Below are 6,760 nucleotides of genomic sequence, written 5' to 3'. Positions count from 1 at the left end.
CGGCGCGGTGATCGACGCCTTCGGCCGCCCGGTCGAGATCGTCCCCGACCTCAGCCGCCGATGGTCCGGCGTGATCGCGGCGACCCCGGAGCTGGCGCACCGGCTCGCGGACGAGATCAGCGGCTCTTCCTACTGATCCGTTCGCGTTACCCGGCCTTTCCCCGGGGAACGGCGCGTCGCCGCCGCTGGTTGCCTGCGCCGGCAGATGGTGAGCCGGACAGCAGGTGACGCACGACAACAGCCCACCGGCGCATGCGCATACGACCGGACCGTGTTCGGCGACGAGCCGATCAGCCGGTGATGCTCAAGAAACTCCTTGACCGGCCCGATCGGCAGACGGTCCTCCGTCCACTGCGACGCTCCTCGTCGTCGTCGGCGGCGACCAGCTCGCAGCCGGGGGTGCGGCCGCTCCTTGCGGATGATGACCCGTATCCCCGGCGGCCAGCGTCCACACCCGTTTCTGGACCACCAGCCTCCGGGAGATTGCCGGCAGGGTCTTCCCCACGCCGTCGACCGGATCGAGCCGATCGCGGCCACGTACGCCGCGGGGGCAGAAGCCGCTGTCGCCGGTCCTCACCCGGACCAGATGGCCTGGAACGGGACAGCGCGGCCACCGGCTCGGCCCCGTCGATCCGGTCATGGCCGCTCCCAACGCCGTCACCATCCTCGCAGCCTGCCGGTTCAACAGGTCCGTGCCGCAATAGTCTTCGTTGATCTCCTGGTCGCCGATCAACACGTTGCTCTCATAGGACATGTTGACCAAGTTCCTCTCGTTCCCAGCGCACCCTCCGGAACCTGTCAAGCGGCCCAGATCGATGATCGTAAACTTGATCGAATTTTGATTACTGCAAGCGTTTTCCAGATCGGACCCACTTTGGATCATGGGGAAGCGTGATCCGATGCGCACGATCGGGTGAGGCGGAGTCGCGGCCATGTGCCTGTAGCCTGCGGATTCAGGGAATCCTCGCGTGTGTGGCGACCATTACCTCCAGGGATGCGGACGGCGAAGTAGACTTAAGGCCGCTTAAGATCGGTATGCGCTTGCATACCGATGGCGGCATCCGCGCAGGAGGCAGCGGTGGCAGACAGCCAGCACCAGCCCGGCGGGGAGCTGACGTCGACTGATGTCAACTCTAAGGTTGTGGTCGCGGCGTTGCGAAGGGATCCGGCGATCCGGTTGCAGGTCCTTGTCCATCACGAGACGACCACCAGGTTGCTGGCACCACGGCGCGAGCTGTGCCGGGTGGCCATCGACGACGGTGAGACCAGCGTCGTCAACGCGATCAGCAGCCTGGGAGCGCACCGGCTCGACCTCGACGAGGGTCGTCCGGCGGATGACGGTGACCTTCGTAAGGGACTCGAGGTCTTCCCAGGGGTCTCCTTCGTCGTGGCCCACACCGATGTCCTGCGCACGGCTCCTGCCGGCCGAGGTCTGTACTTCGACCTGGCCACGGAGCGGCGGGCACAGTCACACGGGAACGTTCGGTTCACCCAGCCGGCCCAAATGATGTTTGCCCTCTGGGAGGCACCGCGACTGATGGCCTCGGAGTGCAACCTCCCGGCGCCGCCTGTCCTGGCGCCGGCGGTACTGGCGGGTTTCGGGCCGGGGAAGCGCTCATGACCGCTCCCCGCATCACGAACCCGTCGGCCACCTCCAGCCTGAACGCGCGCATCAGGGATTTGATCGCCGCCGGTCGGCCGATCGCAGCCCTTACCGTCGGGGAGGTAGGCGGACCGCCGCCCGAGCACGTGCTGGAGGCCGCCACCGATGCGGTCCGATCCGGGTGGGCGCACACCTACGGCCCGGTCGCTGGTGATCCCCACTTCCGGGAGGCGGTCGCGGCATGGGTGTCTACCGGCGCCGCGGAGCCGGTAGACGCCAAGCAGGTTGTGGCGACGAACGGCGCTAAGCACGCCCTGACCCTCGCCTTCCTCGCTCTGCTTGAACGCGGCGCGGGCGTTCTGGTACCCGAGCCGAACTGGCCCACCTACGCTGCGGCCGTCCGGCTGGCCGGCGCTCGGCCGGTGCCCGTCGTTACCAATCCCGCGAACGGTTTCGTGCCGACGGCGTCACTACTCGACGAACACGCGGGGTCGGGCGCGGCGATGCTGGTGCTGGCCACGCCACACAACCCGACCGGGACGATGCCGACAGCCTCGGACCTGGACGACATCGGCCGATGGTGCGCGCGCAAGAACGTGACCGTCGTCGTGGACCAGGTGTATCTAAAACTCTCCTGGATCCCTGTGACCCAACTACCAGCAGACGTTCTGCGAGCTGCGGGCGCAAGGGTCGTCGTGGTCGATTCGGTGTCGAAGAGTCACGCGATGACCGGATGGCGGGCGGGGTGGTTGGTCGCGGATCTCCCGACGGCTCGCACGGCAACAGCGATCATGTCCCACACCACTAATCACGTGAACCGGGTGGCCCAAGCTGCGGCGACCGCCGCACTCACCGGTCTACAGGACTGTCTGGCAGAGTTGCGGGCGAGGCTGCTGGACAGCCGAAGCCTTATGGTCGAGTTTCTCGGGTCGGTGCCGGATCTCGTCCGTCTCCGTCCACCCGACGGCACCTTCTATGCCTTCCCGTCATTCGCGCCGCTGCTGGCGAGTGCTTCCTGCCGGTTCGATACCATGAGCGACTTGGCGCAGGCCCTGATCGACAAGGCAGATGTCGCCGTGCTGCCCGGTGAGGCGTTTGGCGAACCCGACCATGCCCGGCTGTCGTTCGTCGCCCCGAGACCGGAGTTGTCCGCGGCCCTGGAACGCATGCTCGAGTTCATCCACGGCGTCGCCTGATTGGGCAGGGCAGACGGGGCCTGCAGGCGACCGCGGCACTTTCACTAATACGGAGCTGATTATGATGCTTGAAGAACGCAACACGATCGAGGGGAAGAGTAGGCGGCTGCGGGCTATGTTCGACCGTGGCGACTTCCTGGCTGCCCTGTTATCGTCATTCCGGCGACCTACCCCGACGTTTCGGTAGGCGATTTGCAAAAAGATGGAGTGTCGGCCGCCGTCTATGCGAACAAGATCTTTCGACTCACTTTCACGGCGGTGGATGCCGCTCTCCCCAGCATTCTCGAGTCCGGTTCCGCCGCCATCGAGTCGCGGCTCTCCTCAGTCGCCCAGGTGCTCGAGACGATTGGAAACGGCAAAGTGACCGCCGCTGACATCGCCTTCGCCGAGGAGGTGAAGCGCCGGCGCGCAGGGTAGGTCCATGAGCAATGCCGCCGGTGGCCTGACAGGCGGTTTTACTCGCCGTAACCAGCGCCGCCCGAGTGCGGGCACTCAGGCTGGTCAACCCCATGACGACAGTGTGTGTTGACGATCAAAGGAAGGGCTATGGAGAACGTGTCTGACAATGCCAACGATCGTGCGGACGCCGAACTGCGACGCCGCTCGGAGGAGGACGTACACGCGGCGGCCATGCACGACGGGCTCGACGTCCCGCCCTCCACCTGGCACGGTTTGGAGGTGGCAAGGCGGGCCCGGGGCCCGATGACGAACTGGGAATACAACCGCGCGCGGCTGGCCGACACACTCGACGCGGTGGCAAGTCACATTCCCAGCCTTGATCGGGCCATACTGGATTGGGCCGTGGCCGCCAAACTCCCTGGCCAGTCGTTCTTCGACGCCTGGGAGCGGGACGGCTACCAACTGCCCGGGCTGCGGCAACACTCCAAGCTGCTAGAAGCGTGCATCACGGCCGCAAACCCTCAGCCAGCGGACGTCGTCCTAGATCTCGGTTGCGGCGACGGCGCGCTCGTGGCCAGGCTCCCGCTCGTCGCGCGTCTGGACCTGCTCGACAGCAGCGTGCGGATGCTCGAGCGCGTCCCACTGAGCCGGACAGGCAGGAAGGAGACCCGACTGGTCCACGCCGATTACCTCGACTACAGACCGGACACACGGTACGATTCGATCATCGCGGTCATGTCATTGCATCACGTCGACCACGACCAGATTTCGCGGGCCCTGGAAAAATGCTACCGGGAGCTTTTCCCGGGTGGCCGCCTGGTCCTTGGCGAGACATTTCTCGACACCTCGGCACTATCGAGCCAGAACGACATCGACGATGTCTGCGACGTCTACTATCGGAAGATAGTCAATGCTGCGGAGCAGAACTGTTACCGCCATGCGCTCAAGGACGCACAGATACTCGACCGGATCCTTCGGCGCTCCGGGGAGTACATGCGGACTCGGGAGCAGTGGAGAAGGTTGCTGACACGGGCGGGATTCTCGGTGAAAGCCAGCCGGACGACTTCACCCGAGATCCGCTACGGCTACCTGCTGGCCGTTCGTCCTCCCGAGGACGACCAGTAAGTCGGCCGGTCGTGAAGCATCTGCGCCCGGGGTAGGTCCAGCGGAATCAATGGGTCGGAAGGATATGGGGAATCGTTATGGAAGAGGGTGCCGTGAAAAAATCTGAGGCTGAATCTGATACGGAAGCCCTGGCACGGGCCTACGAGAAATCGCGATTCGCTGTTCCGCATTACGTGCTGCGGTCCGAGGTCATTAACGGTGACGGCTTCCAGAGCCCGCGCGGTCTGGACGGTTTCAAACGAATCCTGCTGGATGGGATGTCCGTTTCTCCAGGAATGCTGGTCATGGATATCGGCTCTGGTCTGGGTGGCGCCGCTTTCTACCTCGCCGCTGCCTTCGGTGTCGAGGTGGTTGGCGTCGATCCCTCGGAAGTCATAGTCGAGATCGCCTGCGCTCGGAAGGCCGAGTTCGACCCGCAGGACAGGGTCCGGTTCATCCACGGCGACGTGTACTCCGACGACCTGGCGGAGCGCTCCTTCGACATCATCTACTCGCGGGACTCGCTGCTCTACGAAGCTGACAAGCTGAGGGCGCTCGTGCGCTGCCGTGGGTTGCTCAAGCCGGGCGGAGAGATCCACATCGCTGATTTCTGTCGGGGGATCTCGACCCCCGAATTTGAGCAGTACGTCGATGTCTCGGGATATCATCTGCCCACGATGGAGGAGTACACCGAGCTGTTCACCGCGGCAGGCTTCGAGTCTGTCGTCGTCCGTGACCTTAGCGAAATAATGGGCGACTGGTTGGAGGCGGATCTCGTCGCATACCGGGCGCAAGTCGACGGCGGGCAGTATTCCATCGACAAGAAAGATGCCGACCATATCATCAAGCGCTGGCAGCGCAAGATTAATTTCGTGCGGGAAGGGGCACTCGCCAACGGCCTTTTCTCGGCAACCGTTTCGGCCTCGGAGCAGGGACTCCAGAGATGCTGACGCAGAATCCCGAGTGCTTGATCATAAAGGTGTCCGCCGACCGGGCACTGCGATATCATCAGCTGTGGCTGTGTGATTTCTTCCGGTGCGTCGAATTTCTGAACAGGCACGCGAAACACAGTCACGCGAAACAGAAGTATTTCGACTCCGTGATCATACCGATGGACATCAAGTCAAAGTGGTGCGGCGGTCCGGCGGGGACATCGACATCGACATCGTCTGGCCGGACGGCCACGAGAGCTGCTATGCGGTGTCCTGGCTCGCGGAACGCGACGAGGCGCGAGTATCGGGCAGCAGCAGCCGGCAGTGGAAGCCGTGGATCAGCCCGCGAAGCGTCGACAAGGAGACGTTCGAGCGCCACGACGTCCTCGCTGACAATGCCGCACTGGGTCGGGCTCTCGAACACCTCTTCACCTGCGGCGTCTTCACCTACGGCGTCCTCGTGATCAGCGGGAAGGCCGCCCCGGACACCGATCTCGACCTGGCGGCCCGCGCCCGATTCGTCATGGAACAGAGCAGCTGACGATGCCGGTCGGTGTTGCCGGGCTGGTACTGTTCGCCGCGGCGCTGCATGCGAGTTGGAACGCCATGCTGCACAGTCACAGCGACCGGTTGTGGTTCATCACGGTCACGAGCTTCGTGACGACCGTGATCGCGGTGTTGTTCGCGTTCGCCCTGCCGCTGCCTGCCGCGGCGAGCTGGCCCTATCTGGTGTTTTCCGCGGCGGTGCAGGTTCTGTATGCGCTTCTTCTGACGCTGGCTTACCGGGTAGCCGATCTGGGCTCGATGTACACAGTGATCCGGGGCTGCGTCCCGCTGCTGGTCACCCTCGGGGCCGCGATGTTCGCCGGGCAGGAGCTGAGACCAGCCACGCTGGTGGGGATCGGCCTGGTCTCCTTCGGGATCATGGCCATGGGTCGGGACAACGGCGGCTTGAAGGCCATCACGCTGGCCGTGGCCAGTGCCGCTGTTGTCGCGACCTACACCGTCGCCGACGGCATGGGGACGCGGCTGTCGGGCAACTTCTACTCCTACACCACGTGGATCTTCCTTCTGTACGGGATCTTGATGCCGCTGGCCTTCCTGCTGGTGCGAGGCCGGCTGGTCGTGCGGGGCCGAGTATCAGAACTACGCGCAGCGGTAGTCTGCGGGCTCGTGCAGCTGCTGACCTATGCGGTGCTGATGTGGGCCTTCACCCGGGGCCCGCTGGGCCCGATTTCGGCCCTACGGGAGACCAGCGTCGTGTTCGCGACACTGATCGGCTGGCGCTTTTTCGGTGAGGAGCTGTCCGCGACGCGCCTGGGCACGTGCTCGGCGATCATGCTGGGCGTCTTCTGCCTCAACATCTTCGGGTAAGTCACTTGATCTCAAATGATCGTCTAACTCGTCTGCCTCTGAGGTGAGGATTTCCGGTGTGGGCTGGGTCGGTTGCAGGCGTGGCTGACCGCGCCGGGTGGTCGGGCTCGGCGTCACAGCGTTGCTGTTCGGTTGTGCCTATTCCTCCTGGG

The 6,760-nt window shown here is 64.4% G+C and carries 8 protein-coding genes; 7 read left to right on the top strand and 1 reads right to left on the bottom strand.

Annotated features, from left to right (window positions below):
* Positions 1 to 304: 304 nt before the first annotated feature.
* A complete protein-coding gene (locus AC08ON_RS14510; RefSeq protein ID WP_476617153.1) occupies positions 305 to 883 on the bottom strand; it encodes a hypothetical protein in 579 nt (192 codons plus the stop codon).
* Positions 884 to 1,078: 195 nt separating this feature from the next.
* Between AC08ON_RS14510 and AC08ON_RS14505 the strand changes: the two genes are divergently transcribed.
* From AC08ON_RS14505 to AC08ON_RS14475, 7 genes are all read left to right on the top strand, one after another.
* A complete protein-coding gene (locus AC08ON_RS14505) occupies positions 1,079 to 1,621 on the top strand; it encodes a hypothetical protein (protein WP_476608042.1) in 543 nt (180 codons plus the stop codon).
* Positions 1,618 to 2,799 carry a pyridoxal phosphate-dependent aminotransferase gene (locus tag AC08ON_RS14500; protein WP_476608041.1) on the top strand — a complete coding sequence of 394 codons (1,182 nt, stop codon included), beginning with the start codon at positions 1,618 to 1,620 and terminating at the stop codon, positions 2,797 to 2,799. Before AC08ON_RS14505 ends, AC08ON_RS14500 begins: the two co-directional genes overlap by 4 nt.
* Positions 2,800 to 3,006: 207 nt before the next feature.
* On the top strand, positions 3,007 to 3,216 hold the full coding sequence (locus AC08ON_RS14495) for a hypothetical protein (protein WP_476608040.1): 210 nt from the start codon (positions 3,007 to 3,009) through the stop codon (positions 3,214 to 3,216).
* 129 nt (positions 3,217 to 3,345) lie between these two features.
* The gene (locus AC08ON_RS14490; RefSeq protein WP_476608039.1) at positions 3,346 to 4,323 is read left to right on the top strand and encodes a methyltransferase domain-containing protein; all 978 of its coding nucleotides are present in this window, start codon (positions 3,346 to 3,348) and stop codon (positions 4,321 to 4,323) included.
* A 92-nt stretch (positions 4,324 to 4,415) separates the two neighbouring features.
* Positions 4,416 to 5,252, top strand: a complete 837-nt coding sequence (locus tag AC08ON_RS14485) for a methyltransferase domain-containing protein (RefSeq protein WP_476608038.1) — start codon at positions 4,416 to 4,418, stop codon at positions 5,250 to 5,252.
* A gap of 178 nt (positions 5,253 to 5,430) precedes the next feature.
* Positions 5,431 to 5,775 carry a hypothetical protein gene (locus tag AC08ON_RS14480; protein WP_476608037.1) on the top strand — a complete coding sequence of 115 codons (345 nt, stop codon included), beginning with the start codon at positions 5,431 to 5,433 and terminating at the stop codon, positions 5,773 to 5,775.
* A 2-nt stretch (positions 5,776 to 5,777) separates the two neighbouring features.
* Positions 5,778 to 6,608 (top strand): EamA family transporter, encoded by an 831-nt coding sequence (locus AC08ON_RS14475; protein ID WP_476608036.1) that lies wholly within the window; start codon positions 5,778 to 5,780, stop codon positions 6,606 to 6,608.
* The last annotated feature ends 152 nt before the right edge of the window (positions 6,609 to 6,760 follow it).

The organism is Frankia sp. CoWAU3 (assembly GCF_977971855.1).
Note: the sequence above shows the minus strand (reverse complement) of the source record. Positions and strands in the feature narration are given on the sequence as shown.

Bases quoted from the DNA above. Each gene is read 5' to 3' on its own strand.
- AC08ON_RS14490 (WP_476608039.1), top strand. From the start codon at position 3,346: ATGGAGAACGTGTCTGACAATGCCAACGATCGTGCGGACGCCGAACTG.
- AC08ON_RS14500 (WP_476608041.1), top strand. From the start codon at position 1,618: ATGACCGCTCCCCGCATCACGAACCCGTCGGCCACCTCCAGCCTGAAC.
- AC08ON_RS14510 (WP_476617153.1), bottom strand. From the start codon at position 883: ATGATCCAAAGTGGGTCCGATCTGGAAAACGCTTGCAGTAATCAAAAT.
- AC08ON_RS14475 (WP_476608036.1), top strand. From the start codon at position 5,778: ATGCCGGTCGGTGTTGCCGGGCTGGTACTGTTCGCCGCGGCGCTGCAT.